Annotated in this window: 9 protein-coding genes; 8 read left to right on the top strand and 1 reads right to left on the bottom strand. The window is 75.9% G+C overall.

The window, feature by feature from the left end:
• The first annotated feature begins 80 nt into the window (after positions 1–80).
• From eda to ACSIH6_RS06400, 6 genes are all read left to right on the top strand, one after another.
• Complete coding sequence (eda, locus tag ACSIH6_RS06425; protein WP_435107298.1) at positions 81–713, top strand: bifunctional 4-hydroxy-2-oxoglutarate aldolase/2-dehydro-3-deoxy-phosphogluconate aldolase; 633 nt, start codon at positions 81–83, stop codon at positions 711–713.
• A 453-nt stretch (positions 714–1166) separates the two neighbouring features.
• Entirely contained in the window at positions 1167–1346 is a 180-nt protein-coding gene (locus ACSIH6_RS06420; RefSeq protein WP_061082140.1) for a hypothetical protein, read from the top strand.
• Positions 1347–1566: 220 nt separating this feature from the next.
• Positions 1567–2535, top strand: coding sequence for an LLM class flavin-dependent oxidoreductase (locus ACSIH6_RS06415; protein ID WP_435107297.1), 969 nt, complete (start codon positions 1567–1569; stop codon positions 2533–2535).
• Positions 2532–5507: a lantibiotic dehydratase gene (locus ACSIH6_RS06410; RefSeq protein ID WP_435107296.1), complete on the top strand. Its 2976-nt coding sequence runs from the start codon at positions 2532–2534 to the stop codon at positions 5505–5507. The genes ACSIH6_RS06415 and ACSIH6_RS06410 overlap by 4 nt, the downstream gene beginning before the upstream one ends.
• On the top strand, positions 5504–6661 hold the full coding sequence (locus tag ACSIH6_RS06405; protein WP_435107295.1) for a lanthionine synthetase C family protein: 1158 nt from the start codon (positions 5504–5506) through the stop codon (positions 6659–6661). The genes ACSIH6_RS06410 and ACSIH6_RS06405 overlap by 4 nt, the downstream gene beginning before the upstream one ends.
• Positions 6661–10314, top strand: a complete 3654-nt coding sequence (locus ACSIH6_RS06400) for an ABC transporter ATP-binding protein (RefSeq protein WP_435107294.1) — start codon at positions 6661–6663, stop codon at positions 10312–10314. The genes ACSIH6_RS06405 and ACSIH6_RS06400 overlap by 1 nt, the downstream gene beginning before the upstream one ends.
• 154 nt (positions 10315–10468) lie before the next feature.
• Here ACSIH6_RS06400 and ACSIH6_RS06395 read toward each other — a convergent pair whose 3' ends face one another.
• A complete protein-coding gene (locus tag ACSIH6_RS06395) occupies positions 10469–11194 on the bottom strand; it encodes a class I SAM-dependent methyltransferase (protein ID WP_435107293.1) in 726 nt (241 codons plus the stop codon).
• Positions 11195–11498: 304 nt separating this feature from the next.
• Between ACSIH6_RS06395 and ACSIH6_RS06390 the strand changes: the two genes are divergently transcribed.
• The gene (locus ACSIH6_RS06390; RefSeq protein WP_435107292.1) at positions 11499–12440 is read left to right on the top strand and encodes a DUF6895 family protein; all 942 of its coding nucleotides are present in this window, start codon (positions 11499–11501) and stop codon (positions 12438–12440) included.
• A 31-nt stretch (positions 12441–12471) separates the two neighbouring features.
• On the top strand, positions 12472–13695 hold the full coding sequence (locus ACSIH6_RS06385; protein ID WP_435107291.1) for a cytochrome P450: 1224 nt from the start codon (positions 12472–12474) through the stop codon (positions 13693–13695).
• Positions 13696–13996 lie beyond the last annotated feature (301 nt).

Raw genomic sequence — 13996 nt, 5'->3', positions numbered from 1 at the left:
CGGCGGACATCCGCTCCACGCGCCCCCGCGGCCGCGGCGCGCCCACCCCAGACCTTCGACCGACCCTGGAGAGACACGACATGACGACGAACCCCCGTTCGGGCGCCGACATCCTCGACCTGGCCCCGGTGATGCCGGTGGTGGTCGTCTCGGAGGCCGAATCCGCCGTGCCGCTGGCTCGCGCACTGGTGGCGGGCGGCCTGCCGGGCATCGAGGTGACCCTGCGGACCCCGGCCGCGCTGGAGGCCATCGCGCGGATCGCCGCCGAGGTGCCCGAGGCCGTGGTCGGCGCGGGCACCGTGGTCACCCCCGAGCAGGCGGACGCGGCCGCCAGGGCGGGAGCGCGCTTCCTGGTCAGCCCGGGGTGCACCGACGGGCTGGCGTCGGCCATGGCCGACACGGGCCTGCCCTTCCTGCCCGGCGTGGGCACCGTCTCCGAGGCCCTGGCGCTCCTGGAGCGGGGGGTGTCGGAGATGAAGTTCTTCCCGGCCGAGGCCTCGGGAGGCGCGGCGTTCCTGAAGTCGCTGGCGGGCCCCCTGCCCCAGGTGCGGTTCTGCCCGACCGGCGGCATCACCGTCGCGTCGGCCCCCGCCTACCTCGCCCTGTCGAACGTGGGCTGTGTGGGCGGCAGCTGGCTGACCCCGGCCGACCTGGTGGCGGCGGGCGAATGGGAGCGGATCACCGGGCTGGCCCAGGAGGCCGCGGCTTTCTAGGGCTTTTCTCCCTTGCCCCGGCCGCCGTCTCGGCGGACGGGGTTTTTCCCTTTTTCGGGGCATTTTCCCGTCTTTCTGCTGTCATCCGGGGCTTCCGGCTCGGGTCGAGGCGTCTCCTCCCCGGGGCGGAGACACGGAGCGGACCGGCCCTGGTCACGGGTGGCCGCGCCGCGGTCGCCGTGTCGGGTGGGCCAGGAAGAAACGCAGGTGGAAGCGGGCCCGTTTTCCGGATCGCGGGTATTCGCCGCCCTCCTTCGGGCGGGCCCCTCCTTTGCGCGACCCCCACCCCCGGGGACGGGGACCCTCCTCATGGAAGGGTGCGGGTCCGTCCATAAGGAGGAGGGGAAAATGGTTCGCGTGAATGAAGACCGCGGCGCGTGCGGGGCCTAATGTGTATTTCACAACAGGCGTTACCGACAAAACGGTCGCCGTGTTCCGAGAAAGGCATTCCCCATGGCCGTTTCCGCCAGCAACCGCCCCGAGATCAACCTCGACGTCGACGCCGAGACCTTCGAGACCCCGGGGTCGGGCCAGTCCGTGGAGAACAGCGGCGCCGAGGTCCCCGGCCCGATCACCTTCGGCACCACCTGCTGGGGCACCCCCTGCCCGAGCGCCAACACCATCTCCTGCTAGGGGATCGGACCCGTAGTCCCCACAGAGGCCGTGGGCGGCACCGGCCGCCCGTAACGGTGGAACCCCGTCCCTGATCCACCGCGGCCCGGCACGACCAGACCCGGGGCGGCGGTCGCTCGGCGGCCGCCGCCCCGCGGCACACCCGCGGGTGTTTTCCGCACCCTTCCCCTTCCGCGAGCGCGGTGTCGCGGGCGCGGACCCGGCCGAGGAGGCAGCCCCCATGCACGACGACACAGCGCAGGACCGCGAGGAGACGCCGCTGGACGCCGCGCCGCCGCTGGGCCTGCTGGAGTACCTCGACCTGACCGAGGGCCGTCCCGTCCGGGACAAGCGCGACACCGCCTTCGCCTCGGCCCTGCTCGCCGAGCGGTTGGGCTACAGCCGCGTCTGGCTGCCCGAGCACCACGCCTCCGGCGTGCCCAGCACCAACCCGCTGCTGCTGGCCGCCGTCCTGGGCAGCCACACCCGGCGCGTGCGCGTGGGCACCGCCGTCACGCTGTCCAGGATCCGCGACCCCCACCTGACCGCCGAGGACGTCGCCGCCGCCGCGCACTTTTGCCCAGACCGCCTCGACGTCGGGTTCGGCCGCGGCGACGTGAGCGGGGGAGCGGCCGACGACCTCGCCCACCTGCGAGAACGCGGCGAGGACGTCGGCGCCGTCATCGACACGACCGTCGCCCTCCTGCGCGGGAGCGCGGAGTGGGTCGACCCGGTGGACACCGGGTTCCAGCTCTGGTCGCACGGCGCCGGGAACCGCTCCGCCGAGATCGCGGCCAGGACCGGCACCCACTACTGCCACGCCCTGTTCTTCAACACCGACGTGGACGCCTGCGTCAGCACGCTCAGGGCCTACCGCGCGGCGCACCCCGGCGGGCGCACGGCCGTGGCCCTGGCCCTGATCGCCAACGACGACGCCGCCACGGCGCGCGCCGACAGCCTGCGCCAGGGCGTGCGGGTCAACTGCGCGGGCACGGCCGACCAGTGCGCCGACGCCGTGCACCGCGTCCTGGCCATCACCGGTGCCGACGAGGCGGTCGTCACCGAGCTGTCCAGCGACCCCGAGGACCACCTGCGCGCCGTGGAGGAGGTCTTCGCCGCCGTGCGCCGCCGCGCCACCTTCCCCCTCGAAGCCGCGGCCTCCCCCGGTGGCGCCGTCCCCGCCGCCGCCACGGTGAGCGGTGCCCGGTGAGCGGGACAGACTTCGGCCTGGTCCGCGTTCCGCTGCTCAGCGTCGAGGAGTCCGCCCGCATGGTCGCCGCGGGCGACGTCCACGACCCCGTCGCCGCCATGGCCGTCGACCTGGCCGCCGACCCCCACCTGCGCGCCGCGTCCGCGTCCGAGGAGCGCGCCCGCGCCACCCTGCTGCGCTACCTCGCGCGCATGGGCGGGCGCGCCACCCCCTACGGGCTGTTCGCCGGAACCGCGCCCCTGTCCGTCGGGGACCGTCGCGACCTGGAGGTCGACCGGCGCGACCGGCACCGCGTGCGGGTGCGCGTGGACGTGCGCGCCCTGGAGGAGACGGTCGCCGACGCCCTCGCCGCCGCCGACCCCGACCACGTCCCCCTGCGGCTCAACCCCCTGGCCAGCGTCGGACCCTCCGCCGTGCGCTTCGCCGCTCCGGGCGACGCCACCGCCGCCGTGGTGAGCGTCCGGCGCACCGAGGCCATCGACACCGCCGTGGAGGTCCTCGGCGGCGCCGAGATGAGCGCCGCCGCCCTCGCCGACGCGCTCGCCGAGCGGCTGCCCGGCGTGGAACCCGACCGTCTGCGCGCCTTCGTGCGCGGACTGCGCGGCAGGGGCCTGCTCCAGCCCTCCGACGGCCTGATCGCCCCCGGCGCCGAGCCCGCCGACCGGGCCGTACGCCTCCTGGACGCCGTCGGCGACCGCGACCGGGCCGCCGCCGTGCGCGTCCTGCTGTCCGACGCCGCAGGGGAGCGCCCCTTCGAACCGGGGCTGCGCGACCGGCTCGACACCGCCTGGGGCCGCGCCGCCGACCACGCGCCCGCCCTGGCCCCGGCCAGGTACGCCGAACGCTTCGACCTGCACCCCGAACTCGCCATGCGCGCCGCACACCTGGACCGGCGCACCGTCGCCGACCTGCGCGCCGCCGTGCGCCGCCTCGCCGCCCTCGCCTCCCCCGGCGGCGGACCCGGCTTCGACATGGCGGCCTTCCGCGCCGCCTTCGCCCAGCGCTTCGAGGACGCCGAGGTGCCGCTGCTGAGCGCGCTGGACCTGGAGTCGGGCGTGCTCCGCCCCGCCCAGCGCGGCGCCTCCGCACTCGCCGCCAAGGCGGGCCTGCGCACCGGTCCCCTCCCCGCCGAACCCACCGTCGACCCCGAGCTGCTCGACCTGCTCGGGCGCTGGACCGCCGACGGCGGCCATCTCGACGGCGGCTCCGTGGACATCGCCCACCTGCCCGAGGCCGACACCGACGGCTCCCGCGCGCTGCTGGCCGTCCTGCTCGGCGACGCCGACCCCGCCTCCCACGACGGACCGCACAGCATGCTCGTCGGCGGGGTGGGCCGCGCCCCCCACGCCCTGGCGGCCCGGTTCGGCCTCCACCGCCCCGCCGTCGCCGACCGCATCCGGGAGCAGGTCGACCGCGCCCGCGAGCGATACCGCACAGCGGACCCGGCGGAGGACCCGCTGGAGGACCCCCTCCACGCCGAACTCGTCTACCACCCGGGCGGGCGCATCGGCAACGTCCTGGTGCGCCCCCGCGTGCTGGACGAGACCATCGCCCTGACCGGCGCCCACGCGGGCACCCTGCACCTGGACCGGCTGCTCCTTCGGCTGTGCCCGGACGGCTTCCGGCTGCGCGACGCCCGCACCGGCCGACCCGTCCTCGTGGAGCTCAACACCGCCCACAACGTCGACTTCCACGGCCTGGACCCGGTCTACGCGGTGCTGGGCCACCTGGCCACGTCCGGGGGAGCGGGCTGGTCGTGGGGGCCGCTGGCCCGTCTGCCCCACCTGCCGCGCGTCACCTGCGGCCGGGTCGTGGTCACCCCCGAGCGCTGGCTGCTGCGCCCCGGGGACGTCGCCGCGGTCCTGTCCGCGCCCTCCCCGGCCGCCGAACTGCGCGACCGCCTGCCCGGCCTGGGCGGGCGCACCTGGGTGGGCACCGGCGAGTACGACCACGTGCTTCCCGTGGACCTGCGCGAGGACGCCTCGGTGCGCGCCGCCCTGGCGCGCGCCGGCGACCGCGACACCGCCTTCGTGGAGATGCCCCAGGCCGAGGCGCCCGCCGTGCGCGGCCCCGGCGGGGGCCACGTCGCCGAGGTGGTCGTGCCCACCGGACCCGTCCTGCGCGAGCCGCCCGGCCCCGGCGCGGGGACGGCCACCCTGGACCGCGGCCACGGCCGGGCCTGGGTGTACGCGCGCCTGTACTGCGGGCACGCCGCCGCCGACCAGGTGGTGTCGCGCGCCCACCGGCTGGCCTTGGACCTGCGCGCCGCGGGGGAGGCCGACCAGTGGTTCTTCCTCCGCTACCAGGACGGGGACGGCTACCACGTGCGGGTGCGCGTCCGCCCGGCCGAATCCGCCGCGCGGCCCGGCGTGCTGACCGCCGTGGACGCCCTCGGATCCCGGCTGGCCGCCGGGGGCCTGGTCAGCAGGGTCGTCCTGGACGAGTACGTGCCCGAGGTGGCGCGCTACGGCGGCACCGAGGGCCTGCGGGCGGCCGAGGGGCTGTTCACCGCCTCCAGCGACCGCGTCGCCGCCGCGTTGCCGGACCTGGCCGACGAGTCCGCCCGCCTCTACCAGGCGGTCGCCGACGTCACCCACTGGTGCACCGAGCTGTTCGACGCCTTCGACGAGCGCGAGGAGTTCCTGCGCGCGTGCCAGGGCGGCCTGGACGTGGCCCCCACCCGCGAGGGCAACCGCCTCGGCAAGTTCGTCCGCGCGCACGAGGCCGCCCTGCGCGCCCACGTGGAGGGGGCCCGCCCCGACGAGGACGTGGCCAAGGCCCTGGGCGCGCTGGCTGCCGCGCTGGCTCCCGGAACCGGAACCCGCGGCCGGTGGTCGGTGTTCGGGTCGGCGCTGCACCTGCACCTGAACCGGACCTTCGCCTTCGACGCGGTGCGCATGGAGTACCTGGCGCACGAACTCGCCCGGCGCCACCTGCGCCGCCTGCACGCACTGGAGGGCAAGAAGCGATGAACGACGCTGACACGCTGGACCTGGCGCGGCGGTTCCTGGCCGACATGGACGACCAGGTAAGCGAGGCCCCCACCTTCCCGCTGCTGCTGGACCAGGCCGTGGCCCGGATGGAGTTCGCCCGCGCCCTCGGCGAGGACCACGGCGCGGAGGACGCCTTCCACGAGGCGATGGGCCTGCTGCGCTCCGGCGGCGGCACCGGCCCCTGGCTCTACCGGGGCGCCGCCCAGGCCGGGTGGACCGCGCTCCAGCTCGCCCGGGCGCGCGGCACCGAGCCGTCCGGCCTGGGCGCCGTGGACGACGCCGTCCTGCGGTGGATCGCCGACTACCCCGCCGAGGGCGAGGTCGACCTGCCCATGGGCGTGCTGGGCCTGGGCGCGTACGCCCTGGCCCACCCCGACGCCGGGTTCCGCGACAAGGCCACCTCCGGCGTCCTGGACGTGGTCGAGGAACGCGCCGAACGCGACGGCGACGGCCTCTTCCTGCGCCTGGGCGACTCCCCGGCGCGACGCGCCGACCAGTCCGCGCGCTGCCGGGTGCTCGGCGCCGCCCACGGCACCGCGGGCCTGGTGTCCTACCTCGCCGCGGCCTCCGGGACGGCCGCCGCCCCGCGCGCACGCCCGCTGCTCGACGACTCCGTGCGCTGGCTGCGCGCCCAGCGCGGCGACTTCTCCCACGCCGTCTTCCCGCACCGCGTCGAGACGCGCTACACGCCCGCCCGCGCCACCTGGTGCTCGGGGGACCCGGGCATCGCCCTGGCCCTGACCGCGGCCGCCGGGGTCACCGGGGACCCGCGCGACGCCGACCTGGCCCGCGCCACCGCCCTGGCGGTCACCACCCGGCCCGAGCGGGACTGCGGGATCACGGACGGGTGCGTCTGCCACGGCGCCGCCGGACTGGTCTGGTTCGGCCGCCGCGCCCACGACGACCACGGCCTGCCCGAGGGGCTGGAGTGCGTCCGGCGCTGGACCGGCTGGCTCGCCGGGCGGCGCGACGAGGGACCGCTGACCTACTTCAACCCCGCCGGGATGATCCGCGACGCCTCCTTCCTCGAAGGGGACGCGGGCGTGGCCCTGGCACTGCTGTACGCGGCCACCGGGACGCGGCCCGCGTGGGAGCAGCTCGTCCTGGCGCGCCCCGTCACACCGGAGGTCTGATGCCCGGCTCCCCGCCGACCGAAGCGCCCGCCGCCCGAGGCCGCCACTGGGTCCTGCGGCTGCTGTCCGCCTGCCGCCGCCACCCGGCGCTGGCCGCGGGGGTGGCCGCGGCGGCCGTCCTGGGGACCGGGCTGGCCGCGCTGGCGCCGCTGGCCGCCCAGATCGCCGTGGACGACGCCGTCCAGGGGCGCACGGACCGGATCGGCGTGCTCGCCCTCACCCTGCTGGGAGCCGCCGCGCTCCAGTTCGCCGGGGCGTTCGCCCGCCAGTTCCTGTCCGGCAAACTCGCCCTGGGCGTCCAGCACGACCTGCGCACGGCCGTGTTCGACTCGGTCCAGCGGCTCGACGGCGGCAAACAGGACACCCTGCGCACCGGCCAGGTCATGTCGCGCGCCAACATCGACCTGCAACTGGTCCAGGGGCTGCTGGCCACCGCGCCGCAGGCCCTGGGCGGCCTCGTGCTCATCGTGTTCGCCTTCTCCGCGATGCTGTGGCTCTCCCCCGTGCTCACCGTCGTGGCCGCGGCCGTCGTGGTCTCCTTCGCCGTGGTGACGGCGCGCGTCAGCGGGCGCATGCCGCCCGCGACCATGGCCGTGCAGCGCCGCGCCGCCGAGATCGCCCAGCACGTCGAGGAGACCGTGACCGGCGTCCGCGTCGTCAAGGCCTTCGGACAGGAGGAACGCGAGACCAGGCGCCTGGCCGACCTCGCCGCCCGCCTGTTCGGCGAGCGCATGCGCGTGGCCCGCATGCAGGCGGCCCCCAGCGCCACCCTCGGCGTGCTGCCCTACCTCGGCCAGGCCGCCGTGCTGGTGGTGGGCGCGTGGCTGGTCGCGCGCGGGGAGGTGTCCCTGGGCGCCCTCGTCGCCTTCTCCGGGTACATGGTCACCCTCACCGCGCCGTCGGCGTCCCTGTCCAACCTGGTCATGAGCGCCCAGCTGGTGCGGCCCGCGGCCCTGCGCGTGTTCGACCTCGCCGACTCCCGCCCCGACGTCACCGACGCGCCCGACGCCGCCGACGTGCCCGAGGGTCCGGTCGGCGTGGAGCTGGACGGCGTGCGGTTCGGCTACACCCGCGACTCCACCGTGCTCGACGGGCTGTCCCTGCGGGTGCGCCCCGGCGAGACCCTGGCGCTGGTCGGCCCCTCCGGTTCGGGCAAGTCCACGGTCTCGCTGCTGCTGCCGCGCTTCTACGACACCACCGGCGGCGCCGTGCGGATCGGCCCTCCCGGCGGCGCGGCGGACGTGCGCTCGCTGCGCCTGCGCTCGCTGCGCTCCACGGTCGGCGTGGCCTTCGAGGAGCCGTTCCTGTTCTCCGGCTCGGTCGCCGACAACATCGCGTACGGTCGCCCGCACGCCACCCGCGAGCAGGTCCGCGCGGCGGCCCGCGCCGCCGGGGCCGACGGCTTCGTCCGCGCGCTCCCCGACGGCTACGACACCCCCGTGGGCGAGCGCGGCCTGACCCTGTCCGGCGGCCAGCGCCAGCGCGTGGCCCTGGCCCGCACGCTCCTGGGGGACCCCCGCGTCCTGGTGCTGGACGACGCCACCTCGGCCGTGGACGCCGCCACCGAGGCCGCCATGGTCACCACGCTCGCCGACGTCACCGCCGACCGCACCGTCCTGCTCGTGGCCCACCGCAGGTCCACCCTCGCCCTCGCCGACCGCGTCGCCGTGCTCGACGGCGGCCGGGTGGTGGACGTGGGCACCGAGGCGGAACTCGCCCGGCGCTGCCCGCTCTTCGTGGAACTGTGCGCCGGGGACGGGGGCGACGTCGAGGAACCGGCCGCGGTCTCCGACGACGGCGGTTCCTCCCTGTGGCCCGAGCCGGTGCCGGAGGCGACCGACCCCGACGAGGCCGCGCTGCCCGCCGCCGACGACCGCCCCGCCGAGCGCCTGGACCGCACGCCGCCGGAGGAGCCCGGAGCGCGCTTCGGCGTCCGCCGGGTGCTGGCGCCCGTCCGGGCCCTGCTGGCGCTCGCCGTCCTGCTGGTCCTGGCCGACGCCCTGGCCGCCACCGCCCTGCCCGTCGTGCTGCGCTGGGGCCTGGACCACGGCGTCGCACCCGGCGACGCGGGCGTGGTCGCGGCCGTGGGCGCGGCGGCCCTGGCGCTGGTGGCGGTCAACTGGTGGGTCCTGGCCCTCCAGCCCCGCGTGGTCACCCGGACCGGGGAGAGCGCCCTGTACGCCCTGCGCCTGCGCGTCTTCCGGCACCTGCACCGGCTCGGCGTGGACTTCCACGAGCGCGAGCGCGGCGGCGGGACCATGACCCGCATGACCACCGACGTCACCGCGCTGTCCACGTTCGTGGAGAGCGGGCTGACCATCGTCGTGGTCAACGGCGCCACCGTGCTGGGGATGGTCGTGGCGATGCTGGTGCTGGACCCGGGGCTGGCCCTGGTCGCCCTGGCGGTCCTGCCGGTGCTGCTCGCCGCGACCCTGTACTTCCGCCGGTGCGTGTCGCTGGCCTACCACCTGTCCCGGGAACGGATCGGAGAGGTCAACGCCGACCTCCAGGAACAGGTGGCGGGGGCCCGCGAGTCCCAGGCGGCCGGGGCCGAGGACGGCGCGAGCGAGCGCTTCGCCGCCCTGTCGGACCGCTACCGCAGGACCCGGCTGACCGCCCAGCGCCACATCGCGCTGTACTTCCCGTTCGTCACCCTGCTCGGGGACGTGTCCACCGCCGCCGTCCTCGGGGTGGGCGCGTACCGGGTGGCGGAGGGGACCCTGTCGGTCGGCGTCCTGACCGCGTTCCTGCTGTACCTGGGGATGTTCTACGCCCCGTTCCAGCAGCTGTCGGTGGTCTTCGACAGCTACCAGCAGGCGCGCGTGGGCGTGGACCGCATCGGCGGCCTGCTGAGCACGCCGCCCACCGCCGCGACCGCCCGGCGGTCGGTCCCCGAACCGGTCCGGCGGGGCGGCGGCCGGGTGCGCCTGGAGAGGGTCGGCTTCGCCTACCCCGGCGCGGGCGGGCCCGCCCTGGCCGACGTCACCCTGTCCGCCGACCCGGGTGAGACCGTGGCGCTCGTCGGCGAGACCGGCGCCGGGAAGTCCACCGTGGTCAGGCTCATCGCCCGCTTCCACGACCCCGACCGGGGCGCGGTCCTGGTGGACGGGACGGACGTGCGCGACCTCGACCCGGCCGAGCACCGGCGCAGGCTCGGTGTGGTCCCGCAGGAGCCCCACCTGTTCACCGGGACCGTCGCCGACAACGTGCGCTACGGACGTCCCGGAGCCAGCGACCGCGAGGTGGAGGAGGCCGTGCGCGCGGTCGGCGCCCTCGACGCCGTGGCCGCCCTGCCCCGGGGGATGCGCCATCCGGTCGGTGAGCGCGGGCGGGGCCTGTCCACCGGGCAGCGCCAGCTCGTCGCGCTGGCGCGGGCGCAGCTGGTGGCCCCCGACGTGCTGCTGCTGGACGAGCCCTCCGCGGGCCTGGACCCGGGCACCGAGCGCGCGGTGCTGGCGGCGATGGACCGCCTGTCCCGGGGGAGGACGACCTTCGTGGTCACCCACAGCCTGGCGACGGCCGCCCGCGCGGACCGGATCGTGGTGCTCGACGGCGGACGGGTGGTCGAGACGGGCACGCACGGGGAGCTGTCGGCCTCGGGCGGCGCCTACGCCCGCCTGTGGCAGAGCAGCGGGGGGCCCGTGCCGGTCTGAGGCCGGGCGGCCCCGACCGGCGCGGGTGCCCGGTCGCTCCGTGGTGCCACCGGCGGGTAGGGCTCCGGGACCGCGCTCGGCGCCGGACGACCCGTGCCCCGGGCGGGACGACCCGTGTCCCGGGCGGGACGACCCTTGTCCCGGCGCGGGCGCCTCAGTTCCCGGCCGGGGAGTCCCGGTGCTCCGGCATCCGGAAGTAGATCATCGGGTTGTCGGTGCTGGTGCGCACCGGCTCGCCCAGCCCCAGGTCCTCCCGCAGCTCCAGGAGGGCGGTGTAGGGCGCGGGGGCCTTCCTGCGGGAGGGGGTGAAGAAGTCCGTGCCGTTCCGGCGCAGCCACGACAGCACCGCGGCGCCCTCGGTGAAGGGCAGGGCCCGCTTGCCGTGGAAGACGTCGTGGACGCTGACCGGCGTCCCCGGGGCCACGCGCGGGAACAGCGCCTCCAGGTACCACCTGGCGAACCGGCCGTTGTGCGCGGCGTCCACGAACAGGTACCCGATCCCCTCGGGGACCTGGGACATGTTCTCGCGGACGTCGCCCTTGTGGAACTCCCACCGCCCCAGGGACAGCTCGGAGGGCACGTTCGCCACCACGTTGTCCACGATGTCGAAGGAGTGCAGCGTCCCCCCGCCGTTGTCGCGCAGCGCCGACAGGATCCACGTGGTGGACCAGCCGTGGAAGGTCCCCAGCTCCATCACCGTGTCCGGCCGCGTCTCGCGCAGCAGCAGGTAGGTGATCTCCGCCTCCAGGTCGTCCAGCTGCGGCGTCATCCGCCCGCGCGTGCGCCGGAGGAACTCGCGCTGCGCGTCCCGGACCTTCGCCAGAGGGTCCCGGTACCTGCGGTACAGGTCCCCGATCAGCGCCAGGTCGATGTCTCCCATACCGTCCCCACTCCAGTGTCGCTCGATGGTCGCTCTCCGTGAACGCGGGCTTCAACCTACCCGCGACCCGGGGCCCCACACCGCTTCACGACGCCCTTCCCGGCGCGATTCCCGGACATTCTCGCGCATTCTCCTCCCCAGGAAGGAGGTTCCGTCGCCCGGACGGCTCCGGCCGGTCCGCAGGAGGGACGCGTATTTCCTCCTCCGGACCGAAGCGCCGTGAGGAGGGCCGACCTAGGGTCGGGAGCGTCGGCAGGGAAGAGGAAGCCGCCGGGGCCCGCCCGGCACACGACGGGGAGGACCGATGGCCGCCACCGGCGGGACGGGCACGACGGCACGGACGGACGGGAGCACCGCCTCCGGCGTCCTGGACGCGGCCCTCGCCTGGCTCACCGACCACGCGGAGTGGTTCGGACCGCGCTGGGACGACCACTTCCCGCCGCGCGACTTCGCCGGGGCCACCGTCATGGAACTGCTCATGCTCTGCCGCCTCCTGCGCCGGTCGGACCCGGCCCCGCCCGGGGCCGCCGGGCTGGAGCGCGCCGCCGCGGAGCTGGCCCGGGACGCGGTCGCCGCGACCGCACCCGGCGGGGACGCCGAGAACCCGCCCTACCGGCTGTGGACGGCGGCCCTGCTCGCCGACCTGGGCCATCCGGCCGACGGGCCCCTGTCCGCCGCGCGCCACCTGGCCGAGCGACGCCCCCCGAGGTCCCCCGACGCGGGGGCCTCGCCGGTCCTCGCCCTGGAACTGCGCCACGTCCTCGACCTGGCCGGTCTCGCCGCCCCCGCGGACCTGCCCGGCACCGCGCCGCTCTACGACGCCTGCGTGGCCGAGCACGCGGGCGGCACCGGCGAGTACGACGCCTACGGGGTCACCCACGCCGTCCTGTACGCCACCGACTTCGGCGCCCGGCCGCTGCCGGGGGACACCGCGCGCATGGGGCGCGTGCTCGACGGCCTGTTGCGCGCCTACCTGGACGCGGGCCACCTGGACCTGGCCGCCGAACTGCTCCTGTGCGCGCGCATCGTCAGCGGGGGGCCTCCCGCGCTGGAACCGCTGGCCTGGGACCGGCTGGCCGCGGCCCAGCGCCCCGACGGCTCCCTGCCCGGGCCGCCCTTCGACGCCGCGGTCCTGGCCGGGCGCACGGGGGAGCGGGCCACCGCCTACGTCTTCCGCACCTGCTACCACACCACCCTGGTCACCGCGATGGCCGCCGCCCACGCCGGGGCGTCCGCGCGTCCGTGAGCGCGAGCCCCGCGACGAGAGGAGCCCGTCCATGGCCGACGCCCCGACACCGTCTGCGTGCCCCGTGAGCCTGCCCACCGCACGCGAGCACGCCCTGGACCCGCCGCCCCGCTTCGCCGAACTGCGGGAGAGGGCGCCGATCACCCGGCTGGCCCTGCCCGACGGGACGGAGGGGTGGCTCGTGACCGACTACGAGCTGGCCTGCGACGTCCTGGTGGACCAGCGCTTCAGCGCGCGCCAGGACATCCGCGTCCCGCCGCGGGGGCAGGCTCCGGCACCTCCCGCGGCGCCCGGCTTCTTCGTGCGGATGGACGCACCCGAGCACACCCGCTACCGCAGACGCCTGGCCGGGCAGTTCACCCGGCGGCGCATGCTCCTGCTGGAGTCGCGCATCGGGGAGATCGCCGAGGAGCACGTGGAGCGCATGCTCTCGGAGGGCGCGCCCGCCGACCTGGTGGCCGACTACGCCCTGCCCGTGCCGTCGCTGGTCATCTGCGAGCTGCTCGGCGTGCCCTACGGGGAGCGCGAGCGGTTCCAGCGCGACACGGCGGTCGCCTTCGGCGTGGGCCAGCCCCGGGAGCGGGTCTCGACGGCGCTCGCCGACCTCAACGCCTTCCTGGCCGACCTGGTGCGCCGCAAGCGCCACGCACCGGGGGAGGACCTGCTCAGCGGGTTGCTGGACGCCCCGGACCTGACGGACGAGGAGGTCACCGCGATGGCCTTCCTGCTGCTGGTCGCCGGGCACGAGACGACGGCGAGCATGCTCTCCCTGGGCGCGTTCGCGCTGCTCACCCACCCCGGGCCGTGGCGCGGGGCGCTCGCCGACCCCGACCCGCGGCGGATGGCGCGGCTGGTGGACGAGCTGCTGCGCTACCTGACGATCATGCAGTTCGGGGCGATGCGGGTGGCCCGCGAGGACCTGGAGGTGCGCGGGGAGCGCGTTCGTTCGGGGGAGGCGGTCGTGGTCTCCCTGTCCGCCGCCAACCGCGACCCGCGGGCCTTCCCCGGGCCCGACGTGCTCGACCCGGGACGGGAGCGCCCCATGCACCTGGCCTTCGGCCTGGGCGCGCACCACTGCCTGGGACACCAGCTGGCCCGGACGGAACTGCGGCTGGGGTACGGCACACTGTTCCGGCGGATACCGGACCTGCGCCTGGCCGTCCCGCCGCACAGCGTTCGTATGCGCGACACCTCCGCGGTCTACGGAGTGCACTCCCTTCCCGTCACCTGGGGGCGCGAAGGGGTCGGCCTTTAGGGACGGGGTCCCCAAAAGAGGGAAATCCCCTGGCCGATACCCAGGGCGATCTCTTATGGGAAAGGGAATGGTTCCGGAGCGAAGTCACCGGGCACGGTGCGACCTGCTCGGACGCGATTGTCGACGGAGCAGGGAAATGAAGCTTCGCCCGGGATGCTCAAACCTCTACGCTTCGAGAACACGGGCGGTGACCGTTTTTTTCGGATTTATTCCTCGGTGGCCACATGCGGCCACAGGCGCAGGGTTTGTCCGTAGGGGATCGGGGATTTAAGGACGGCTGGCTTCTTTCCACAGGACAACC

This window comes from Nocardiopsis synnemataformans (genome assembly GCF_965343085.1).
Taxonomy (GTDB): Bacteria; Actinomycetota; Actinomycetes; order Streptosporangiales; family Streptosporangiaceae; genus Nocardiopsis; species Nocardiopsis alborubida.
The sequence above is the reverse complement of the archived record's forward strand: the minus strand, read 5'-3'. Positions and strand labels throughout refer to the sequence as shown.

What these genes read in the sequence shown, in the direction of transcription:
- eda (WP_435107298.1), top strand. Translation starts at nt 81, where the DNA reads ATGACGACGAACCCCCGTTCGGGCGCCGACATCCTCGACCTGGCCCCG.
- ACSIH6_RS06420 (WP_061082140.1), top strand. Translation starts at nt 1,167, where the DNA reads ATGGCCGTTTCCGCCAGCAACCGCCCCGAGATCAACCTCGACGTCGAC.
- ACSIH6_RS06415 (WP_435107297.1), top strand. Translation starts at nt 1,567, where the DNA reads ATGCACGACGACACAGCGCAGGACCGCGAGGAGACGCCGCTGGACGCC.
- ACSIH6_RS06405 (WP_435107295.1), top strand. Translation starts at nt 5,504, where the DNA reads ATGAACGACGCTGACACGCTGGACCTGGCGCGGCGGTTCCTGGCCGAC.
- ACSIH6_RS06400 (WP_435107294.1), top strand. Translation starts at nt 6,661, where the DNA reads ATGCCCGGCTCCCCGCCGACCGAAGCGCCCGCCGCCCGAGGCCGCCAC.
- ACSIH6_RS06395 (WP_435107293.1), bottom strand. Translation starts at nt 11,194, where the DNA reads ATGGGAGACATCGACCTGGCGCTGATCGGGGACCTGTACCGCAGGTAC.
- ACSIH6_RS06390 (WP_435107292.1), top strand. Translation starts at nt 11,499, where the DNA reads ATGGCCGCCACCGGCGGGACGGGCACGACGGCACGGACGGACGGGAGC.
- ACSIH6_RS06385 (WP_435107291.1), top strand. Translation starts at nt 12,472, where the DNA reads ATGGCCGACGCCCCGACACCGTCTGCGTGCCCCGTGAGCCTGCCCACC.